Annotated in this window: 19 protein-coding genes and 2 tRNA genes; 20 read left to right on the top strand and 1 reads right to left on the bottom strand. The window is 61.3% G+C overall.

The genetic code is table 11. The features are described from left to right. Positions 1-3 precede the first annotated feature (3 nt). The 15 genes from hypF to NUW13_00490 all read left to right on the top strand — a co-directional run bounded on the left by hypF (position 4) and on the right by NUW13_00490 (position 15,734). Positions 4-2,361 (top strand): carbamoyltransferase HypF, encoded by a 2,358-nt coding sequence (gene hypF, locus NUW13_00560; GenBank protein ID MCR4437519.1) that lies wholly within the window; start codon positions 4-6, stop codon positions 2,359-2,361. A gap of 56 nt (positions 2,362-2,417) precedes the next feature. Beyond that, positions 2,418-2,639 carry a HypC/HybG/HupF family hydrogenase formation chaperone gene (locus tag NUW13_00555; GenBank protein ID MCR4437518.1) on the top strand — a complete coding sequence of 74 codons (222 nt, stop codon included), beginning with the start codon at positions 2,418-2,420 and terminating at the stop codon, positions 2,637-2,639. Then, positions 2,636-3,760, top strand: coding sequence for a hydrogenase formation protein HypD (gene hypD, locus NUW13_00550; protein ID MCR4437517.1), 1,125 nt, complete (start codon positions 2,636-2,638; stop codon positions 3,758-3,760). Before NUW13_00555 ends, hypD begins: the two co-directional genes overlap by 4 nt. After that, positions 3,753-4,760 carry a hydrogenase expression/formation protein HypE gene (hypE, locus tag NUW13_00545; GenBank protein ID MCR4437516.1) on the top strand — a complete coding sequence of 336 codons (1,008 nt, stop codon included), beginning with the start codon at positions 3,753-3,755 and terminating at the stop codon, positions 4,758-4,760. The genes hypD and hypE overlap by 8 nt, the downstream gene beginning before the upstream one ends. 16 nt (positions 4,761-4,776) lie before the next feature. Then, positions 4,777-5,349, top strand: coding sequence for a nucleoside-triphosphatase (locus NUW13_00540; protein ID MCR4437515.1), 573 nt, complete (start codon positions 4,777-4,779; stop codon positions 5,347-5,349). After that, entirely contained in the window at positions 5,342-6,241 is a 900-nt protein-coding gene (gene nadC, locus NUW13_00535; protein ID MCR4437514.1) for a carboxylating nicotinate-nucleotide diphosphorylase, read from the top strand. Before NUW13_00540 ends, nadC begins: the two co-directional genes overlap by 8 nt. Then, complete coding sequence (locus tag NUW13_00530; protein ID MCR4437513.1) at positions 6,219-6,674, top strand: DUF1893 domain-containing protein; 456 nt, start codon at positions 6,219-6,221, stop codon at positions 6,672-6,674. The genes nadC and NUW13_00530 overlap by 23 nt, the downstream gene beginning before the upstream one ends. Before the next feature lie 221 nt (positions 6,675-6,895). Next, positions 6,896-8,431 carry an AAA family ATPase gene (locus NUW13_00525; GenBank protein ID MCR4437512.1) on the top strand — a complete coding sequence of 512 codons (1,536 nt, stop codon included), beginning with the start codon at positions 6,896-6,898 and terminating at the stop codon, positions 8,429-8,431. A 1-nt stretch (position 8,432) separates the two neighbouring features. After that, positions 8,433-10,370: an excinuclease ABC subunit UvrC gene (uvrC, locus tag NUW13_00520; GenBank protein MCR4437511.1), complete on the top strand. Its 1,938-nt coding sequence runs from the start codon at positions 8,433-8,435 to the stop codon at positions 10,368-10,370. 49 nt (positions 10,371-10,419) lie between these two features. Beyond that, entirely contained in the window at positions 10,420-11,346 is a 927-nt protein-coding gene (locus NUW13_00515) for a bifunctional enoyl-CoA hydratase/phosphate acetyltransferase (GenBank protein ID MCR4437510.1), read from the top strand. Positions 11,347-11,607: 261 nt separating this feature from the next. Then, a complete protein-coding gene (locus tag NUW13_00510) occupies positions 11,608-12,942 on the top strand; it encodes a DUF4384 domain-containing protein (protein ID MCR4437509.1) in 1,335 nt (444 codons plus the stop codon). A gap of 400 nt (positions 12,943-13,342) precedes the next feature. After that, on the top strand, positions 13,343-13,477 hold the full coding sequence (locus NUW13_00505) for a hypothetical protein (GenBank protein MCR4437508.1): 135 nt from the start codon (positions 13,343-13,345) through the stop codon (positions 13,475-13,477). Positions 13,478-13,531: 54 nt separating this feature from the next. Further along, positions 13,532-14,305, top strand: a complete 774-nt coding sequence (locus NUW13_00500) for a hypothetical protein (GenBank protein MCR4437507.1) — start codon at positions 13,532-13,534, stop codon at positions 14,303-14,305. A gap of 51 nt (positions 14,306-14,356) precedes the next feature. Beyond that, positions 14,357-15,571, top strand: coding sequence for an alanine--tRNA ligase-related protein (locus NUW13_00495; protein ID MCR4437506.1), 1,215 nt, complete (start codon positions 14,357-14,359; stop codon positions 15,569-15,571). Positions 15,572-15,661: 90 nt separating this feature from the next. Next, a tRNA-Ala gene (locus NUW13_00490) sits at positions 15,662-15,734 on the top strand. Between the two features lie 68 nt (positions 15,735-15,802). Here NUW13_00490 and NUW13_00485 read toward each other — a convergent pair. Continuing rightward, positions 15,803-16,033, bottom strand: coding sequence for a hypothetical protein (locus NUW13_00485; GenBank protein MCR4437505.1), 231 nt, complete (start codon positions 16,031-16,033; stop codon positions 15,803-15,805). A 461-nt stretch (positions 16,034-16,494) separates the two neighbouring features. Between NUW13_00485 and NUW13_00480 the strand changes: the two genes are divergently transcribed. From NUW13_00480 to NUW13_00460, 5 genes are all read left to right on the top strand, one after another. Continuing rightward, on the top strand, positions 16,495-18,204 hold the full coding sequence (locus tag NUW13_00480) for a long-chain fatty acid--CoA ligase (GenBank protein MCR4437504.1): 1,710 nt from the start codon (positions 16,495-16,497) through the stop codon (positions 18,202-18,204). Positions 18,205-18,215: 11 nt separating this feature from the next. Then, entirely contained in the window at positions 18,216-19,133 is a 918-nt protein-coding gene (gene menA, locus NUW13_00475) for a 1,4-dihydroxy-2-naphthoate octaprenyltransferase (GenBank protein ID MCR4437503.1), read from the top strand. Between the two features lie 31 nt (positions 19,134-19,164). After that, positions 19,165-20,052 carry an ATP-binding protein gene (locus tag NUW13_00470; GenBank protein MCR4437502.1) on the top strand — a complete coding sequence of 296 codons (888 nt, stop codon included), beginning with the start codon at positions 19,165-19,167 and terminating at the stop codon, positions 20,050-20,052. Between the two features lie 97 nt (positions 20,053-20,149). Then, positions 20,150-20,662: a DUF2914 domain-containing protein gene (locus tag NUW13_00465; protein MCR4437501.1), complete on the top strand. Its 513-nt coding sequence runs from the start codon at positions 20,150-20,152 to the stop codon at positions 20,660-20,662. Positions 20,663-20,739: 77 nt separating this feature from the next. Next, positions 20,740-20,812 (top strand) — tRNA-Ile (locus NUW13_00460). The last annotated feature ends 37 nt before the right edge of the window (positions 20,813-20,849 follow it).

The raw sequence follows: 20,849 nt of genomic DNA, 5'->3' as shown, positions 1-20,849 counted from the left end.
GGAGTGCGGCACAGAGCTCTGCACAAACGGGTGGATGGTCAGAAGGCACAAGTGCAACGGGCGCGCATAAGAATTGCGGGCGTAGTGCAAGGCGTAGGGTTTCGCCCTTTTCTCTATCGCCTCGCTAGCGAACACCATATCTTAGGCACGGCGCGGAACGACGCGCACGGCGTGCTTGTCGATGCTCAAGGCGATAACGGCAACCTTGCTGCGTTCGTGGAGCAGATAAGGCAGTCGCCGCCCCCGTTGGCTAAGATCACGGAAATGACCGTGCAGCCGCTGCCACCGACCAGCTTTGAGCGCTTTGCAATAGTAGCCAGCGAAGCGGATATCGAGCGCTCGGTGCTCATCTCCCCGGACGTGGCCACGTGTGACGACTGCCTGCGCGAGCTCTTCGACCAGGCTGACCGTCGCTACCGCTACCCCTTCATCAACTGCACCAACTGTGGCCCGCGCTTCACCATCACCGGCGATGTTCCGTATGACCGTCCGAACACCAGCATGGCGCCATTCACCATGTGCCCGGACTGCCAGAGGGAGTACGACGACCCGCTGGACCGGCGCTTTCATGCGCAGCCGAATGCCTGTCCCGTGTGCGGCCCGCGCCTCTGGCTGCTTGACGCAGAGGGTCGCAAGGTCGAGGCTTCTGACGTGCTCGGCGCGGCGGTGGAACTGCTGCGGGCCGGCTTCGTGGTGGCCGTCAAGGGACTGGGAGGCTTTCACTTAGCGGTGGATGCCACCAACCACGAGGCGGTGGCCAGGCTGCGTGCCCGCAAGCACCGCGAGGAAAAGCCGCTGGCCGTGATGTCGCCCGACCTGGCGGCGGTGCAGCAATTCGCCTGTGTTAGCCGCGCCGAACAGGAGCTGCTCGAGTCGCGGGAAAGGCCCATCGTGCTGCTCCGGAAAAGAGAACCTTGTCCCGTCGCCGAGGCAGTGGCGCCCGGCAACGCCTTCGTCGGCGTGCTGCTGCCCTACACGCCCCTGCACCATCTGTTGTTGCGTGGCCACTTTCTGGCCTTGGTCATGACCAGCGGCAATCTCTCGGAGGAGCCCATCGCCAAGGAGAATGATGAGGCAGTGCGCCGTCTCCGTGGCATTGCCGACTACTTCCTGGTGCACGACCGCGACATTGTGGTGCGCAGCGACGATTCGGTGCTCCGCATCCTCGATGGCCGGGCCGTGCACGTGCGGCGTTCGCGCGGCTTTGTGCCCCTGCCGGTGATTCTCGATCATGAGTGCCCTCCGGTGCTTGGGTGCGGCGCCGAGCTCAAGAACACCGTTTGCCTGGTGCGCGGGCGCCACGCTTTTCTCAGCCAACACATTGGCGACCTCGAGAACGCCGAGACGATGCAGTTTTTCCAAGAGGCCATCGCCCATCTGGAGGGCATTCTCCAGCTGAAGCCGGCAATCATCGGCTACGACCTTCACCCGCGGTACCTGTCCACGCGCTGGGCCCTTGAGCAGCCCAATGTGAAGCTGGTCGGCGTTCAACATCATCACGCGCACATTGCTGCGTGCATGGCGGAGAACCGCTGTGCCGGGCCGGTAATCGGCCTTGCCCTTGACGGCACTGGCTACGGAACCGATGGCACGGTCTGGGGCGGCGAGTTTTTGCTGGCAGACCTCGGGCGCTTTGCTCGCCTGGGTCATACGCGGCCAATCCGCATGCCGGGAAGCGAGAGAGCCATTCGCGAGCCGTGGCGCATGGCCTTGGCCTACCTTCACGATGCTTTTGGCGAGGAAGCGCAAAGGCTCGAGCTCCCTGTGCTGCGGGAAGTCCCCCAGTCTGCTTGCCGCACTCTGCTCGAGGCGATGAAGGCGGGAGTGAATGCGCCAGTGACCACCAGCTGCGGCCGCTTGTTCGACGGTGTGGCGGCCATCGCAGGCGGCAGGAGGGTAGTCTCCTTCGAGGGTCAGGCGGCGATGGAGTGGGAGATGGCGATGTATCAGGACACCTGGCCCGAAGAGATGAGCGCGGGGAGGGCGAGCGTACCCGCTGACCACTACGCGCTCGCGGTGGTCGACACCGCAGACGGGCTCGAGCTCGACTACCGCCCGCTGGTGCGAGCCGCGGTGGAGGACGTGTTGACGGGGGAGAAGGCGGCCGTAATCTCCCGTCGTTTCCATGCCGGGTTGTGCGTCGCGCTGGCACAGGTCTGTGATCTCTTGCGCCAGCGGACGGGCGTGCGCACTGTGGCCTTGAGTGGCGGTTGCTTCCAGAACGCTTACCTGTCCACGGTCTTGCCACGGTTACTCGCCGCACGCGGATTCGAGGTCTTGACGCACCGTCTTTTGCCGGCCAACGATGGCTGCATCGCCTTGGGACAGGCCGTCGTGGCTGCCAGACAGAGCAGGGGTTAGCCGCTGGCGATCGTTGAAATGATGCTGATGCGAAACTGAAAGATGAGGCGCGTGCAATGTGCTTGGGTGTGCCGATGAAGGTAGTAGAGATAGATGGCGACATGGCTGTGGCCGAAATCACAGGCGTCCGACGGTCCATTAGCCTACAGCTGGTCGAGGATGTGAAGGTGGGTGACTATGTCATCGTCCACGCTGGTTTCGCCATTCAGGTCCTGGACGAAGCTGAGGCGGAAGAGACCATTCGTCTGCTGCAAGAATTCGGGGTGCAAAGCGGGTGAGCGGTGTCAAGTTCGTAGAAGAGTTCCGTGATGGCGCCATTGCCCGTGGACTGGCCAGGCGTATCGCCGACGTGGCCCGTGGCCTCCCGGAGGTGCGCCTCATGGAAGTGTGCGGCACGCACACCATGGCCATCTATCGCAATAGCATACGGCAGCTCCTGCCGGAGAACATCGTGCTCATATCCGGCCCGGGATGCCCTGTCTGCGTCACGCCCAACGACTACATCGACCGCGCCATCGCCCTGGCGCGCAGGCCGGACGTCACGTTGTGCACATTCGGCGACATGGTGCGGGTGCCGGGCTCCAGTTCGAGCCTCGAGTTAGAGAAGAGCAAGCGGGCTGACGTGCGCGTGGTCTACTCGCCCTTGGATGCCGTGGATGTGGGGATGCAGAACCCTGGCCGAAAGGTCGTCTTCCTCGGGGTCGGATTCGAGACCACTGCCCCCACTGTTGCTGCAGCCATCGAGCTCGCTGCTGCCAAGGGAGTAGCTAACTTCTTCGTCAGTTCCGCACACAAGGTCATGCCTCCTGCACTTGCCGCCCTCACTGCTGACGCGCGACTGGGCCTGAAGGGCTTCATCCTCCCGGCGCACGTGAGCGCCATCATCGGGGTAGTTCCGTACCAGTTTCTGGCGGTCAAACACGGCATGGCCGGGGTGATCGCGGGTTTTGAACCATTGGACATCCTGCAAGGCATCCTCATGCTGGTGGAACAAGTGGCAGAGGGAAGAGCGGCGATCGAGGTGCAATACACGCGGGTGGTGCGCGAGGAGGGTAACCCGCGAGCCCTGGCCCTGCTCGAACGCGTGTTCCAGCCGTGCGACGCCGAGTGGCGGGGGCTCGGCATTATCCTAGGCAGCGGCCTGGCAGTTCGTGCCGAATACGCCGCGCACCATGCTGAGGCCAACATTGCTGTAGAGCCGGAGCAGACGGTCACGCATCCCCTCTGCCAATGCGGCGAGGTGCTGCGCGGGTTGATACACCCCAGAGAATGCCCCCTCTTTGGGACGGTCTGCACGCCGGAGACGCCGGTGGGCGCCTGCATGGTGTCGACGGAGGGCACGTGCGCCGCCTGCTACAAATACGGGGCGCGCCTCGAGGAGGGGCACAATCATGGATGAGGTGATCAGGCTGGCTCATGGCAGCGGCGGACAGCTCACCCATGCGCTCATCCGCGAGGTCTTTCTGCCGCACTTTCACAACCCGGCTCTGGCGGCACTGAACGACAGCGCCCTGCTCCAACTTTCTGGCTCTCGTGCAGCGCTTACGACCGACTCTTACGTGGTGCAGCCCATTTTCTTCCCTGGCGGGGATATCGGGCGGCTGGCCATTTCTGGCACGGTGAACGACCTCAGCGCGCAAGGGGCGCGGCCTGTGGCCATCAGCGCCGCCTTCATCATCGAGGAGGGCCTGCGCGTTGACGAACTGCAGCGGGTGCTCGCCTCCATGGCGGCGGCAGCCAATGAAGCCGGCGTGGCGGTTGTTGCAGGCGATACCAAGGTGGTCGCCGCGGGGGCAGCCGACAAGCTGTTCATCACCACAGCCGGCGTTGGCACATTGCTGGTGGAAGAGCCACCTACCGGCAGCGGCGCCCGAGCCGGCGATGCGGTCATCGTCACCGGCACAATTGGCGACCACGGCATGGCAGTCATGGCCGCGCGCGCCGGCCTGAGCCTGCAGGGCGCGCTGCACTCGGATGTGGCGCCGCTCAACCACTTGGTCGAAGGGTTGTTCGCGTGCGGCGTGGAGGTGCATGCCATGCGCGACCCGACCAGGGGCGGAGTAGCAACCACTCTCAACGAAATCGCCCAGGCCTCAGGCGTGGAGATCGTCATCGAGGAAGAGCGCATTCCTGTTGCCGATGAGGTGAAGGGAGCATGCGAGTTGCTGGGCTTTGACCCCCTCTACGTGGCCAACGAAGGGAAGATGATAGTTTTCGTACCCGCAGCGCACGCCGAACAGGCAATCTCATATTTCCATTCTCACCCGCTTGGGCGCAAAGCCGCTATCATCGGCGAGGTCGTCAAAGAGAGCCAGGGCAGGGTGCTCCTGCGCACCGCCATCGGCGGGCACCGCATTCTTGACATGCTGGTGGGCGAGCAACTCCCCCGCATCTGCTGATTCTAGGGACCCGAGATTGCCGATACGATTCCGGCATGACAGGCCGTCCCCTCGGGTCATTGTGCTGACCGGGGAAAAGGGGGCGGGTAAGACGTCGCTGGTACGTTCTGTGCTCGCGCATGTGCGCTGTGCGGTGGGTGGCTTTTTCACGAAGGCCGTTTGCGCCTCAGGGCATCGGCTGGGATACGAGATCGTCGACGTGCAGACGGGCGAAAGGATGCTTTTTGCCCGCAGGGTGCCCGGGTCGCGTGCCCCACGAGGTGGCCCTTTCACTGTGGACAGCGGGGTGTTCGACTTCTTCGGCACCCAGATTGTCGAAAGGGCCCAGCGTCATGCCGACCTGGTGGTGATGGATGAGATAGGTTGCATGGAAAGGGATTCCCTCCTTTTCCAGGAAGCAATATGGACATGCCTGACCTCTGGCGTGCCAACCATCGCGGTGGTGCAAATGGGGGAATGCCCGTTTGTGCAGAAGCTCATGGCAAGTTTCAAGAGTCACCTGCTGCGTGTCCCCGCCGGGGAGGAGGAGAGGATCCGTGCCCAGGTCTTCACCAGGCTCAAGCAGTGGGGAGTGCCGACAGATGATTGACGCTGATGCTATCTTGCGCGCCCAGGCAGAGCGACTCATCGAACTTGCCTTGGCAGAGGACGTGGGAGATGGTGATATCACCACCATCAGCACTGTGCCCTGCGAACTTCTCGGGGAGGCGGCAATAGTCGCAAAGGCGGAGGGCGTGATTGCCGGGCAGTTCGTCGCCGAGATGACCTTCGCACATGTCGACGTACAGGTCAGGTACCGCGGCCTGGTCGCCGACGGTTCCCCGGTGACAAAGGGCACAACCGTCGCACTCATCGAAGGACCGGTGGCCAGCATCTTGGTGGGCGAGCGCACGGCACTCAACTTCCTTGGGCGCCTTTCGGGCATCGCCACGCTCACGGCCCGCTTTGTGCAGCAGGTGGCGGGGAGCAAAGCACGCATCCTCGACACGCGCAAGACCACTCCCGGCCTGCGCGCCCTGGAGAAGTACGCCGTCCGCTGCGGGGGTGGCCACAATCACCGGTTCGGCCTTTTCGACATGTTCCTCGTCAAGGAGAACCACATCCGTGCCTGTGGCTCGTTGAGCGAGGGGGTTCGGCGGTGCCGGCAGACCCGCAAAGACCAGTCAATCAAGATTGAAGTCGAGGCGACGACGCCCGACGAAGTCGTCGAAGCAGTGGCTGCCGGCGTGGATCGCATTATGTTGGACAACATGTCCCTTGAGATGATCGCCGAGTGCGTGCAGCTGGTGGGAGGGAGAGTGGAGCTGGAGGTCTCCGGCAACGTTTCGCTGGACAACGTCGCTGCGATAGCGCGCACAGGAGTGGACTACATCTCCGTGGGGGCCCTCACTCATTCCGCGCCCGTACTGGATCTTTCGCTTCAGCTTCGCAACCTTGATTCGGCACAGGAAGGCCACTTTGGCATCTCAGGAGAGAATTGACTCGCAGCCCGGTGACAAGCACGCAGACCTGCCCTCGCGTCACAGCCTCGAGGTTCTTCATGAGGGTCGGCTCGTCTTCGTCAGCGACCGCAAGTGGCTGCATCCGCTGTTTGAGTTAGAGCGCTTCCTCCACAAGCACACCATCCCAGTGGAAGAGCTTGTCGTTCACGACAAAATCGTGGGGCGGGCAGCGGCACTGCTCCTGGTCCACTTGGGCGTGTCGCGAGTCGTAGCAGACCTTCTGAGCAAGCGGGGGCAGGAAGTCCTGGAACACTACAGAGTCTCCTATCGGTTTGCCACTCTTGTGGACAGGATCCTGTGCAAGACTGAGGAACTCCTTGCCCAAGAGTTGGACCCCGCAAGAGCCTATTGGATGCTTGTTGAGCTGGCCAGAGGAGGAAGCTCCCCTGACCAACAGCCGCCCTCGCGTTGAGGGGCCGGTTTCGTCTGAAGCCTGCCTTGCGCGCAGACGAGCAGAGTCCAGAGCATGCCGACTGCTGCACACGGTAAAGGATTCTTCAGTCCCGGAGACAGTGGAACACATTTTGCAAGAGGGTAATTGAACAGTCGGCGCGCTGCCAATGTGGCACGCAGATGAGGCCATTTGCGCCGAAATGGCACTTGGTGTGACAGGGGGAAAGGAGTTGAGCAGAGATGGCAGATGAGAAGATACCCAGTCCTTGGGAGATTCAGAAGGACATCAGCGACTATCTGAAGCGAAAGTACGGCGACCGGGTCATCATTCCGCCGCAACCGGACTTGGTGGGCGACAGCGGCGGAGACCGCACGCAGCGCGAGGAGCCGCCCCTCAATATCGACTTTGACCTCAAACCTGAGGAACTCGAGGCATACCTCAAGCAATATGTGGTCAATCAGGACGAGGCCATCGAGGTCCTGGCCACCAAGATTTGCACGCATTTCAACCGCATGCGCCTGGAAATGTCCCCAGGTGGCCCAGGTGAGTTGGTGGGCAACATCAAGAACAATGTCCTGATGATTGGCCCGACCGGCGTAGGCAAGACGTTCATCGTCAAGCTCATTGCCAAGAAGATAGGCGTTCCCTTTGTGAAGGGCGATGCGACCAAGTTCAGCGAGACCGGTTACGTCGGCGGCGACGTCGAGGACCTGGTGCGCGATTTGGTCAGGGAGGCCGATGGCAATATCCGGCTTGCCGAATGCGGGATCATCTATCTGGACGAAATCGACAAGATTGCCTCCAGCGGCACGGTCTACGGCCCGGATGTCTCCAGGACCGGCGTGCAGCGCAACCTGCTCAAGCTGATGGAAGAATCAGAAGTAGACCTCAAGACACCGCATGATCTGGCTGCGCAGATGGAGGCCGCTATGGAGGCGCAGCGCACGGGCAAGGTGACGCGCAAGAAAGTCAACACCAAGAACATCTTGTTCGTGGTCAGTGGCGCGTTTCCCGAGCTGGAAGACATCATCCGCAAGCGGCTGAAGCAGCAACCCATCGGCTTCAAGAGCGAAAAGAGCGAACCCCTGGCGAACCTCGACCGGCAAGCGCTTCTCAAGGTGGTGCGCTCCGAGGACCTCATCAAGTACGGCTTCGAGTCGGAGTTTGTCGGCCGTTTGCCAGTGGTCGTTTGCCTCAATGACCTCAGTGTGGAGGACCTCTACCGGATTGTCAAGAACCCCAACAGCGTGGTCGTCCAGGCGAAGAAGCGCGACTTTGTGGCCTATGGCATCGAGCTGGAGTTTGAGGACGAGGCGTTGCGCAGGATCGCCGAGCGAGCCTACGCCGAGCGCACAGGGGCGCGTGGTCTGGTCAGCGCCATGGAGAGAGTCCTGATCAAGTTCGAGAAGAAACTCCCGTCAACGGACATCAAGAAGCTGACAGTCACCGCTGCCATGGTCGACAATCCTGGCGAGGAGCTGGAAAAGCTCCTCAGACAGCATGCCATCAAGGCGGTTCAGAAGAGGCTCCTGGCCTCAACCGGGGTGGTGGTGACCTTCACGGACAAGGCCATCGAAATGATCAGCCAGATGGCCAAGGAGCAAGGTCACCCCTTCGAAGCGGTGTGCAATGAGCTCCTCAAGGACTATGAGTATGGAGTCAAGCTCCTGAACCGCGCGGAGTTCAAGGTAGACGAGAAGGTGGTGGCCGATCCGAAAGGCCGGCTCGAAGAGCTCATCAGGGAGGCTTATCACCGCCGGAGTCAGCAGAAGTGAGGTGACGTGGGTCCCCCCAGGGCGGGTTCGTCTACTTCTCAGCATGTCAGACGATTCCACAAAGGCCGGCATGGCCGATGACCACAGGTTGGTGCCTCTGGAGGTCAAGCTTGCTCATCTTCCAGAGAGGCCCGGTGTTTACCTGTTCCGCAACAGGCTGGGCAAGGTCATCTATGTCGGCAAGGCCAAGAACCTGCGCTCACGGGTGAGGTCCTATTTCGGCAGCCGGCCAGCTTCCGAGTCGCCGAAGGTGCAGGCCATGGTGCGCCAGATCCGGGACCTGGAGACGGTGGTCACCGACTCCGAGGTCGAGGCTCTCATCCTGGAGGCGAATCTCGTCAAGGAGTATCGGCCGCGGTACAATATCAACCTCAAGGATGACAAGAGCTACCCCTACCTGAGGGTCACCAACGAACCATTCCCCCGCGTCTTTCCTACACGCCGCGTTGTGCAGGACGGCTCTCGCTATTTTGGCCCTTATACCGACGTGAACGGCCTGCGAGACCTGCTGAAGACCATCCGCCGCATTTTCCCCTTGCGGAGCTGTTCCTATGAGCTCACTGAAGAGTCGATCGCCCAGGGAAAGTTCAAGGTGTGCCTCGACTACCACATCAAGCGGTGCTTGGGTCCATGCGAGGGCCACGTGGGACAGGCCGAGTACGGCCGAGTGGTGGACTATGTCGTGCAGTTCATCGATGGCCGAAGCGACGCGGTCGCTGAAGCCCTGCGGGCACGCATGCACGAACTTGCCGCCCAGCTTCGTTTCGAAGAGGCTGCAAGGCTCCGCGACATCTTGGCCTCCTTAGATGAATTCCGCCAGAAACAGAAGGTGGTCAGCAACTTGGCGCTGGACCGCGACATCCTGGCCACCGCTATCGCCGGCGATGACGCGTGCGGAGTGGTGTTCAGAGTGCGCGAAGGGCGATTGGTAGGTCGTCAACACTTCTACATGTCGGGCGCTACCGGGGAATCGCTGCCCTCGGTCACCACCTCTTTCCTCAAGCAGTACTACGTCAAGAGCGAGTACATCCCGGGCGAGGTCTTTGTGCCATGCGAGATCCTGGAACAGGAGCAAGTGGTGCGCTGGCTTTCGGCGAAGCGCAAGGGCCCGGTGACCCTCAAGCTTCCGGACCAGGGGGAGGACTTGAAACTGGTGAAGATGTGTCTGCGCAACGCAGAGCTGCTGTTGGGCGAGCTCAAACTGCAGAAGGCCAGTCAGCATGAGCACGTCTCGCGGGCGGTGGCAGCACTGCAGCAGGACCTTCGTCTGCCCAAAGCTCCTCGGGTGATCGAGGCGTTTGACGTTTCCAACATCAGTGGGAGCGAGGCGGTCGCCTCCATGGTCTACTTCCGAAACGGCAAACCGGTGAAAAGCCAGTATCGTCGCTTCAAAATACGGGGCCCTGAGACCCCAAATGACTATGCGATGATGCGCGAGGCCATGACCCGGCGCTACACGCGCCTACGAAACGAGGGTCAGGAACTTCCCGACTTGGTGCTGGTTGATGGTGGCAAGGGGCAACTGGCCGTGGCGCAGGAGGTGCTTGCCTCTCTCGGCTTGCAGCTGCCTGTGGTGGCTCTGGCCAAACGGCTCGACGAGGTCTTTGTGCCGGGCAGCTCGGAGCCGCAGAACATCCCGCGCTACTCGTCGGGGCTCAAGCTCCTGCAGCGCATCCGGGATGAATCGCATCGCTTTGCCGTTGCCTACCACCGCCTGCTGCGGAACAAGCGCACGCTCGAGTCAGCGCTGGACCTCATCCCGGGCGTCGGCAGTGCGCGGCGGCAGGCTCTACTTGCTGTCTTCGGCTCTGTGGATGCTCTGCGGCAGGCCAGTATCGAACAGATCGCTGGCGTGCGCGGCATTCCCCGCCCACTCGCTGAGCGCATCTGGAAAGCGCTCAACGAAGGTGTCGACGATGAGCGTGATGAATCGCTATGAAGCTTGATGGCAGTTGGACCTCTTTGAGCAGGCACTGGAATGGCACGGCATGGACGGACTCGCAGTGGAGGGAAGGATGATCAGGCACTTTGACCAGTTGGTGGCAGAGGTGCAGAAAGTCGGCCGCAAGAAGATTGCGGTGGCAATGGCCGATGAGGAGGATGCCATTCGTGCGGTAGCGCACGCCCGCGTGCAGGGCGTTGCCGAGCCGGTGCTGGTGGGCGAAAGAGAGGCCATACTGCGGGCAGCCGAAGAGGCAGGGGTCGATGGGGCAGGGTTGCTCATTGAGCATGCCCAGGGCGAAGCTGAAGCAGTGGCCAGGGCAGTGGAGCTCGTCCGCACTGGCGCCGCAGACGTGCTCATGAAAGGTCGCTGCTCAACCGCTACCTTCCTCAAGGGTATTCTCGACAAAGAGAAAGGCTTGCGCGGCTCCGGGATCCTCTCGCACCTTGCCGCCTTTGAAGTGCCCTCTTACCCCAAGCTGATCCTGATGTCCGATGCGGCAATGAATGTCTATCCCGACCTACAGGCGAAAGTGGCGATTGTGCAGAATGCGATTGCAGTGGCGCATCGGCTGGGCATAACCAAGCCAAAAGTGGCCCTCATCGCTGCAGTGGAGAAGGTGAACCACGAAGGCATGCCCTGCACTGCCGACGCAGCTGTTATCGCCAAAATGGCCGAGCGTGGCCAAATCCAGGGGGCGTTTGTTGACGGCCCGCTGGCGGTGGACAATGCCCTGAGCGCCAAGTCCTGCGAGGTCAAAGGGATCGCAAGTCCTGTGGGTGGCGACGCGGACATACTTATCATGCCGACCATCGAAGTGGGTAACTGCTTCTACAAGACTCTCACGGTGCTCGCTGGAGCCCGCTGTGCCGGCATCGTTGTCGGTGCGAAGGCACCTGTGGTGCTCTCCTCGCGGGCAGATAGCGACGACACGAAATTCCTCTCCATTGCCCTGGCCATCAAGGTCAGCTGAACGAGCCGGGCAGTCCTGTTGCCTTGATAACAAGATGAGCAAGGTGGTGCGATTTTTTTCCTCTCGCATCGTCCGTCGTGCCCCGTCCGAAATCAAGAGCCTAAATTGCCCGCCTGCAACGAGTGGGAAACCAAGGCCTTGAGGCGCCAAGAGCCTCCTCTGTCGAGCTGGCAAGGCATTTGCACCCAAGGCGAGTGGCAGCCGGGAGAGACTGGTCAGAACTCCCGGGCAGTCCACCCACAAGCAGAGGAGGGTAGGCAGATGAACCAGCGCACATTGGTGATGCTTGCCGCCGTTGCGGCGGTGGCGATGCTGGCAGTGCCAGCCCGCTCATCCATCGACTATTCGATGGCGGTGGAAGTCTGGACCGACCGCGGCGAGGATTTCTTCTACCTGCCGGGGGATCCCTTTCGAGTTTACTTCAGGGCACCAGAAGATTGTTACCTGGTGAGCTACGAGATAGACACCGAGGGCAACGTTTACCTTCTATTCCCTGCACCTTACGGCAGAGCTTTCTTTGCCAGGGGCGGCCTGGTCTATTGCGTCAACGACTTGGTCGAAGAGGCCGATTTGGCCGTGTTCGGACCTTCGGGAGTTGGCTATATCGGCGTGTTGGCAAGCCCCGTGCCGTTCCGCGTGCCGACTTGGCTGCGCCCGCATCCTGCCCTGCGCGGCTGGGTAACCGTGTACCAGCGCTGGTACTACCCTCCGGTGGTCGTAGAGCCATACGTGGCAATCTTCAACATCAACGCCAAGATCGCAGAAGGGTGGGGATGGGGCCTGCGGTTCGGGGTGGGCTACTGTTGGTTCTACGTGGAGCGGCGCTACGTGCCGGTCTACCCGATTTGGCATCCGCGCTATTGGGAAGTGCGCCTGGTGACGCGCCCACTCTACGACCGTCTGTGGGCTCGGCACGATGGCTTCTACCGGCTTCCTCCGCGCAGGGGGGAGGACCGCTATGTGCCACGGCAGCCGGAGCGTCAACCTCCCGAGCGGCGGCCGTTTGAACGTCCGCGGCAGTTCCGCGCCTCACCGGCGCCAGAACCTCCCGCTTGGGTGAAGGCTGTGGAATCCTGGCGGAGTCATGACAACGACCCTGTAAGACTTGGTCGGCCGGACGACTCGCGGCAGAGGATAGCGCGTGAAGTCTCCTCCGAGAGAGAATCCCGGCCAGAAGGACAGTCAGCACAGCCGGGGTATCCCCGTGTCTGGGAACGCACCGGTCCTCAGGCCACACCGGGTAGCGCTGAGGCGGCTCGGTCTCACCATCGTGTGCCGCACGACCAGGAAGGCCAGGGGTTGCGGAACCGGAGTCCTCGGGGCCAGCAGCCGCCTGTGGAACGCCAGGTCTTTGCGCCAAGGAATCAGGAGCGGCAACGTGAGCCGAGAACTGAAGGCCAGGCTCGCGTGCGTAGCGCTGCGCCGGTGCCTGTTCGCGCCCAGAGTCAAGAGGCACGCCCAGCGCCGGGGAACGAGACACAAACGAGTGGGGCGTACAAGGCTCCAAATCACTCCGAGCGCAAACCACTCGGCCCGAGCAAAGGGAGCGATGGCGCGTCTCGATTTCTCCCGCGAGGCCGCTCTCCGCGCTCTTAGGCTGGACTGGGGCCAAAGTGTCCCGCGCCTTCGCAGCGACCGACCTTCTTGAGCCAGAACCACATGCGCCCGCCTTTGCCCTGAGCAGAGGCAGGCGTTTTGTCAATGATGGGATTTATTGGACTGCGGAGAGACAAGCCCGGAGGGAAGAGTTGCCTCGCCGGAACCCAGACCATCGGTAGCACGCGAACGCGTCCCCCAGCCGTCCATTGCCTGTGTGCTGGCCCTGTCCACCAAGTGGCTACGCCGACGCATGCCCCGGCTGCCGCGACCCTTGCGAGCTCCAGAAGGCCCCTGAACGGGACACAAAAGGGTTTGCATTTTGTGTGAAGTTTTCTATATTTCCCGCGTCAGGAAGCGGAGGAGTATGGCGAGGTTCATGATGTCTTACAGGAAAAGCATGCTTCAGCTGTTTGCGGCGGTGGCGTGTGTGCTCTTCGGGGCGAGCGCGCCTGAGGTCAAACCGGGCGAAAAGGTCGAGCTGACCATCTTCTACTCGGCCGACATCTGCGGCTACCTGGAGCCGTGCGGCTGAGGTGAAGGCCGCGCCGGCGGGCTGGCTCGGCGAGCCAGTTACATCAAGCAACAGATGAAAGGTACCCAGTGGCTCCTTGTCGATGCCGGGGGATTCAACGCCGGGGCCGGTACGCTCAATAAGTTCAAGGCGGAATACATCCTCAAGGGGCTCACCAAGATGGGGTATCACGCCATCAACGCCGCCCAGCGGGACTTTGCGCATGGCGCGCTCCCCTTGGTCGAACAGAGCAAGAAAGACGGCGTGCCTTTGATCTCAGCCAATGCCTATGGCGAGAAGGGCAACAGGCTGCTTCCTGCGTACCGCATTGTGCGCGTTCCTTCTGCAGGGAGCAAGCGGGAGCTTTCGATCGGCGTCATCGGGGTTAGCCCATCTTACGAGCTCAGCTGGCAACCGCCTCCTGGGACGGAAAAGGCCCGCTTTGCGGACCCAGTGCCTGAGGTGCAAAACGCAGTTTCTGCCCTTCGCAAACAGTGCGATGCTATTGTTCTTCTCACCTTCATGACCTGGGGTGAAGCCCATGAGCTCGTCGAGAAGGTGGAGGGCATTCACGTCGTGGTGGTGGGCAACTCAGGCTACCAGAACCAGGAGGCATCGCTGGAGAATGGTGTGCTGTTCCTGCCCGGGGGACGACAGGGCAAGCTGGCGCGCGTGGCCAACGCGCAGATCGATGAACAAGGAGTGACATCGTTTAGCGCGAAAGACAAGCCCTTAGATGACTCTTTTCCTGACGATCCTGAGATGGTGGCAGTGTTGAAAGAGCACAAGAAGCGGCTGGAAGAGTGGCGCGCCTCTCTGATGCAGAATCCAGGTGCACGTCCCAAGTGAAGCGACACGAAAGTGGGTGCTGCGATACTGCGGCGCGGGTGACAAAGCGAGATGACGGAGCGACTTTACTGGCTTGATGCCTACTTGCGAGAATTTGAGGCGCAAGTCGTCGAGGTGAGGCCTGTCGACCACGGTTGTGCCGTCATACTGGACAGAACTGCCTTTTACCCCACGTCAGGCGGACAGATGCATGACACCGGGCAATTGGCCGGATTCCCAGTCGAAGATGTGGTTGAAGAGGATGGGGTGGTCATCCACAAGGTACGCGGACATGTGGCCGAGGGGGCAAACGTGCGCTGCAGCCTGGACTGGGAGCGCCGCTTTGACTTTATGCAACAGCACACTGCTTTCCACGTCCTGGCCCAGGCATTCTTGCGCGTGACCGGTGCGCAGACTCTTTCCTCCCATCTGGGCGAGGAGGTTTCTACCCTGGAGCTTGCGCTTGGCGAGATCGACCAGGAAACCCTCGCCGCCGCGGAGGAGCTTGCTAATCGCGTGCTCTGGGCAAATCGCCCCGTGCGCAGCTACTTTGTGGAGGCGGATGAAGCCGCGCAGCTTCCCCTGCGCAAGAGGCCCGCAGTCAACGGCCGCATTCGCCTGATCGAGATTGCCGATTTTGACCTTGACCCTTGCAGTGGAACGCACGTGGCCGCAACTGGGGAAGTCGGCCTGGTGAAGATTGTGGGGAGAGAGAAGCTCCGGGGACATCTGCGGTTTCGCTTTGTGGCGGGAAAGCGCGCCGTGCGCGACTATGGGCAGAAGGCCGCGACGTTGGAGGCGTTGGCTGGCGAGCTGACGACTGGCGAAGGGGAGGTACTGTCCTCAGTGCGCAAGTTGCGTGAGGAGCTGCAAAACACCACCAGGCAACTTCGCGCAAGTCAGGAGCGCCTTCTGATTGCCCTGCGGGAAAGCCTTCTCTCGACTCAACCGGATTCGATACTCCAAGTGGTGGAAGAACTGGAGGGCCTCGACTGGGCGCTCGTGCGCAAACTGGCATTCCAACTCCTCGATGGCGGCATCCCAACAGTCATCTTGGCGCAGTCGGCCCCGGCCGTGCACCTGGCGGTGGGTACCAGGCTTTCCGGTGCTGACCTACGGGCGCTCGTCCCGGAACTCTGCACTCGTCTCGGCGCCAAAGGAGGCGGACGCCCCCACTTTGTGGAGGTGGCAGGAGGGCAGCGAGAGCATTTGCCCGCCACGGTGGCCTGGCTCCGTTCGGCCGTGGAACATTTGGCTGGGAAGGAGGCCCGTTCCTCTGGGAGTTAGCAGATGAGCGTGGTGACCGATGTGATCACTGCGCGGCAAAAATTCCACTTGATTTTCTCGGCGGGAATGCTTATTTTTTCGCCGCGTTGAGGGGCTGTAGCTCAGCTGGGAGAGCGCTTGTCTGGCAGACAAGAGGTCGACGGTTCAAATCCGTTCAGCTCCACTGTAAGCAAGCAAAAAGGGCCTTGACGAAGGCCCTTTTTTGTTCACCGCGAGTGGAGAGTTCCCACATCATAACTCCCGCATCGTCCACGCTCCCGCCGGCTCCTGACTCGCGGCCACCGTCTGGCGGCGAAATGTGCCTACGGTGATGTAGCTGTACAGGTTTCGCCCGCAATTGTTAGGACATTGAAACTCGTTGAAGATTTGCTGACAGTCCTCCGAGCCGGAAACGGTGAAATGCCTGACGTACCCGCATGCTTCACAGGTGATGATCAACTGCTTGACTTCGATGTCGGTCATTGGTCTCTCCACGTGTTTTTCCGCTGCTGGACTGGCCCGCGCTAGGGTGCAAGGTGGGTGCCAGCGTCGCGGGCGTGTAAGTGACGTTGCCATCGTCCGTGGAAGCGGCGAAGTACCGTTCGTTTGTCTCAATGCCGAGACAATGCCTCACGGGCAATACACCTTGGAGGCGCTGCCGTGCTGAAGCTTGTCGTGATTCTCCTCTTGTGTGCCCTGGTCGCCTGGTTGACGAAGCGCGCTAAAAAGAGCCAGGAGCAGGTGCGGAGTCTCCGTTCCCGTCACCTCTCACGCTGGCGACAGCGGCAGGGACCGGGCTGAGTGGCGGCTGGAGGCGGCCCTAGACGTGAGGGACAAGACCGTTTTTTGCTTGCGCCGTCCAGGACGATTTACTACATTTGATACGCGTAACAAAGCAACCCCTTCTGAGCAAGTGGTGGCGGCTGGTGCATCCGGAGAGCAGCATGGAACGACCGTGGCTCACCTCCTACGACCAGGCAGTCAGTCGGACGCTTGATGTCCCCGGCATACCGATTACCCATCTGCTGTCCTCTGCTGTTACCGAACGGCCTGGGGGCACAGCGATCCACTTTTTGGGCCGGGCGATCACCTATCGCGAACTCGGTAGCCTGGTTGACCGCTTAGCGAGCGCCCTGCACCGGCTAGGGGTGCGCAGGGGGGAGCGCGTGGCCATCGTGCTGCCCAACATTCCGCAATACGTCGTCGCGCATTGGGCAACCCTGCAACTGGGAGCGCTGGTGGTCCCCACCAATCCCTTGTACACCGAGCGAGAACTTGCCCACCAGCTGCACGACAGCGGCGCTGAGACGGTGGTAATCCTTGACCTTCTCCTGCCGCGTCTGCAGCGAATCCGCCAACATCTTCCGATCAAAAGCGTCATCGTAGCCTCGATTAGCGATTTCCTGCCACCGGTGCTGAGGCTGCTGTACTCAATGAAGCGGCTCAAGGATAGGAAGCGCCTCCGGCTCTCTTCGCGGGACGGTCTGTATCACTTTCGGGAAGTGCTTTCGTGGGGCGACGGGCTGGTGCCCCAGGTGGACCTTCGTCCAGAAGACACGGCCATCTTGCTGTACACCGGGGGAACGACAGGACTTGCCAAAGGAGCGGAGTTGACCCATGTCAATCTCGTGGCGAACGCTCTTCAAGCGCGTCGTTGGGTCTGGGACATTAAGGATGGGCAGGAGGTGATTCTGACGGTTCTCCCCCTGTTTCACAGTTACGCCATGACCGCCTGCCATCACTTGGCTATCCAGTGCAAATCGGCGATGGTGCTCTTGCCGCGTTTCGAGCCGATGCAAGTGATAAAGGCAATTCACAGGTACCGAGTCACCATTTTCCCTGGCGTGCCGACCATGTATGTGGCTATCAACCACCATCCCAAGGCCAACAAGTTCGACTTGGCATCGGTGCGGGTCTGCATCAGCGGCGGAGCGCCCTTGCCAGTGGAGGTGCAGACGAAATTCGAACAACTCACAGGCGGCAGGCTCGTCGAAGGTTACGGTCTTTCGGAGTGCTCTCCAGTTACTCATTGCAATCCTATCCATGGCAAACGCAAGGCCGGCTCCATTGGCCTTCCGTGGCCTGGGACCGATGCGCGCGTCGTCGATCTGGAAACGCGGAGGCCCGTGCCCACTGGCCAGGTTGGTGAACTCTTGATTCGTGGCCCGCAGGTGATGAAGGGCTATTGGCGCAATCCTGAGGAGACGGCGCAAGTGTTGCAGAACGGCTGGCTGGCCACCGGTGACATTGCCCGCATGGACGAGGAAGGCTTCTTCTACATCGTCGACCGCAAGAAGGACATGATAGTCACCGGCGGCTTGAACGTCTACCCGCGGGAGGTAGAGGAGGTTCTCTACGAGCACCCATGCGTGCATGAGGCGGCTGCAATAGGCGTTCCGGACGAATACTACGGCGAACGCGTCAAAGTCTACATTGTGCCAAAGGCAGGGGCACACCTTTCCGCCGACGAGATTCTTCGGTTCTGCCAGTGGAGACTGGCCAAGTTCAAGCTGCCCAAGGAGATCGAGTTTCGGGATGCTTTGCCTAAATCGCTGATTGGCAAGGTGCTGCGCCGGGAGCTGCTCGCGGAGCATTTGGCCCAGCTCTCGCAGCGGTCGAGTGTCGGCGGAGATCATGGCAAGGAGAAGGAATGAGGCAGGGATTGATGAGAGGAAAGTTTGGCGCGTTTCTGGCAGAGCTGCGCGCGCCGTTTTTCACAGCGAGCATCCTGCCAGTGGTGCTGGGAACTACAATTGCCTGGGTGAGGGAAGAGGTATGCGACCGCCTTCTCTTCGGCCTCGCCTTGCTCGGGGGTGTGTTGCTGCACGCTGGTACAAATGTGATCAACGACTATTTCGACCACCTCACCGGGGCGGACGAGAGGAACTGCGACTTCGTGCGCCCGTTCACAGGCGGGAGCCGTCTCATCCAGAGCGGCCGACTCACACCAAAGGAGGTGCTCGGCGAGGCGATAGTTCTGTACGCGCTGGCTTGTCTGATCGGGCTCTACCTTCTGTTCCGTGTCGGCTATGGGGTGCTGGTCCTTGGCGGGATCGGACTGCTGAGCGGCTTCTTTTACACGTTCCCGCCGCTGGCGCTGGTCAGCTGCGGCCTTGGTGAGCTGGCCATAGGACTGAACTTCGGCACGCTGATGACGCTGGGCGCCTACTACGTGCAGACCAGGCATACGGCCTGGGAGCCTGTGGTGGCCTCGCTGCCGCTCGCAGTGTTGATCGCGGCGGTGGTCTTCATCAATCAGTTTCAGGACGCAGACGCAGATGCCACGGTCGGCAAGCGGCATTGGGTGGTGCGTTTGGGGCGGGAACGTGCAGCGCATGTGTACGCAATGATGCTTGTCTTCTCGTATGTAGCTGTGGTGGGTGGCGTCGTTGCTGGGCTGTTGCCGTGGCCTGTGCTGCTGGTGCTGGTGACCGTGCCCTTGGCAGCCAGGGCGATCAAGGTGGCCAGGGCCTACCACAGCGTACCACAAGCCTTGACGCCAGCCAACGGGGCCACGATCATGATTCACGCGGCCGTCGGGGTATTGCTATCGGCCGGCTATGCCTTGATGCGCATCCTGTAGCGGGCCATGGAGACGTGGTGGAGTGAGGGAGATGGCTGAAGACGACAGCTTGGTCGAGAAGATCGGTGAGCGTGCGGAGGTGGTGCGGCTCCGCCCGGCGGCGGAGGCAGGCCACCCCTCGGCGGTGGCAGAGGTGCATAAGTCGTTTGAGCGCTGTTTCGAGCGGGGACAGTACAAGATCGTCGTGGACATGTCGCGCGTGCGCTTTCCGTCCTCCAGCTTCATCGTCACGCTGTTTGAGGCCACGGCGCGCGCCCGGCGAGCAGGTGGCGATGTCCGCCTGGTCAACCTCACTCAGACCGCGAAAAACAATATCCTGACCTTCAGCCCATTGACCTACCTGTCCATCGATAGCGACGAGCGCGAGGCATTTCGCGAGCTGCGTGCCTTGCGCGCACCCGTGGCCGAAAAACCGGCTGCGGCGTTGGAGCGCGAGACGGCCAACTTGGCTACATCGCCCCCTGCAGCACCGGAGCGCGACGAGAGTCAAGGCAAGAAACACATTCGCATTCAAAGTCAGCCTGAAGCGTTGTACAAGGTCTGCAACTTCGTCACGGAACTCGCGACGCAAGCGGGCATGCCGGAGCGAGAAATCGCCAAGTTGAAGATTGCCGTGTACGAGGCGTGTTTGAACGTTATCGAACACGCCTACCATGGCGATCCAACGCAGTGGATTTCTGTGGCGGTGGGCTACAACGACGAGAAGCTGACCGTTGTTGTCCATGACGAAGGGGAGAGCTTCAAGGAGGAGGTCAGCGAATCCTACGACGTGTACGAGGCGGCAGACCATCGGAAAACCGGCGGTTTTGGGCTGCACATCATTCGCCGCTCGGTGGATGAGCTTCGCTATCAGGCCGACCCGGTTCTCGGCAACAAGCTGGTGATGGTGAAATACCTCACCGGCAAGAAGAGAGGATGAGGGGCACCCCTGGCTGCAGAGAGAGCGGCACCGCGAGCAGGCCGCGGGGGTTTTCGCCTCGACAGAGAGAAGCCGCTTTCGGAGGAAGGGCACGAGCATGCTGAACAAGCTGAGCTATCTGTTCGTGGCACTGGTGGCGCTCTTTGTTCTGTGCCAAATAATCCTTCCGAAGAACAAAACGGCAGGCGTGCGCCGCGCACGGCAGGAAGTGAGGACAGAGTCGCGCACAGAGCGGGAGAGGAGCGAACCGTCTTCGTCCAGAGGTGTTTCGCGCTCACGACTGCGGGTTGCCGAGATCGCAATTTGCCGCGACATAAAGGAATTGCGCCCGGTGGGTGTGGACACGCGCTTTTCGCCGCAGGTTGGCTCGCTTTTCTGCTTCACCCTGATAGAAGGGGCCACCGGGCCCCAGGTGGTCTACCATGACTGGCAATACGAGGGGCGTACGCAGATTTCGGTGCCACTGAGCGTCGAGGACCAGCGGTGGCGGACGTGGAGCAAGAAAGCCATCAGGCCTGACCAGGTGGGAACGTGGAAGGTGGAAGTGCGGGATGGTGCGGGCCGCCTCCTTGGTGAGGCACGCTTCGAAGTGACCCGTTCCGGACGCTGACATAGTACACCGGTGCAAAAAAGCTGTTGAAATTCTCGACGATTATTGCTATAATAACAACGCGTGCGACGACACCTGGGCCCTTAGCTCAGCCGGTAGAGCAGCGGACTCATAATCCGTAGGTCGCAGGTTCGAGCCCTGCAGGGCCCACGCCTGTAAATCGACCATGGCCGAGGCCAGATCCAGC

Source organism: candidate division KSB1 bacterium (assembly GCA_024655945.1).
GTDB lineage: Bacteria > Zhuqueibacterota > Zhuqueibacteria > JANLFK01 > Oleimicrobiaceae > Oleimicrobium.
Note: the sequence above shows the minus strand (reverse complement) of the source record. Positions and strands in the feature narration are given on the sequence as shown.